This is a genomic window from Paenibacillus camelliae, assembly GCF_023715345.1.
GTDB classification, from domain to species: domain Bacteria; phylum Bacillota; class Bacilli; order Paenibacillales; family Paenibacillaceae; genus Pristimantibacillus; species Pristimantibacillus camelliae.
Genome location: NZ_JAMBNY010000038.1, coordinates 1 through 761 on the forward strand (window position 1 = coordinate 1; position 761 = coordinate 761).

The 761-nt window shown below is 55.1% G+C and carries 1 rRNA gene; it reads left to right on the plus strand.

Going from position 1 to position 761, the window contains the following annotated elements:
• Positions 1-761: ribosomal RNA gene (locus M3180_RS22270) — 23S ribosomal RNA — on the plus strand; the annotation flags it as partial.

Here is a 761-nt window from a genome sequence, read left to right on the forward strand (position 1 = left end):
TGAAGCATGTGCGCCAGCATGTGTGGAGGCGCCGTTGGGATACCACCCTGATCGTATCGGAGTTCTAACCTGTCACCATGAATCTGGTGAAGGGACCGTGTCAGGCGGGCAGTTTGACTGGGGCGGTCGCCTCCTAAAAAGTAACGGAGGCGCCCAAAGGTTCCCTCAGAATGGTTGGAAATCATTCGAAGAGTGTAAAGGCATAAGGGAGCTTGACTGCGAGACCTACAAGTCGAGCAGGGACGAAAGTCGGGCTTAGTGATCCGGTGGTACCGCATGGAAGGGCCATCGCTCAACGGATAAAAGCTACCCTGGGGATAACAGGCTTATCTCCCCCAAGAGTCCACATCGACGGGGAGGTTTGGCACCTCGATGTCGGCTCATCGCATCCTGGGGCTGAAGTAGGTCCCAAGGGTTGGGCTGTTCGCCCATTAAAGCGGTACGCGAGCTGGGTTCAGAACGTCGTGAGACAGTTCGGTCCCTATCTGTCGCGGGCGTAGGAAATTTGAGAGGAGCTGTCCTTAGTACGAGAGGACCGGGATGGACGTACCGCTGGTGTACCAGTTGTTTCGCCAGAAGCATAGCTGGGTAGCCAAGTACGGAAGGGATAAGCGCTGAAAGCATCTAAGCGTGAAGCCCCCCTCAAGATGAGATTTCCCAATTAGTAAGACCCCTTGAAGACGACGAGGTTGATAGGCTGGGGGTGGAAGTGCAGCAATGCATGGAGCTGACCAGTACTAATCGGTCGAGGGCTTATCCTA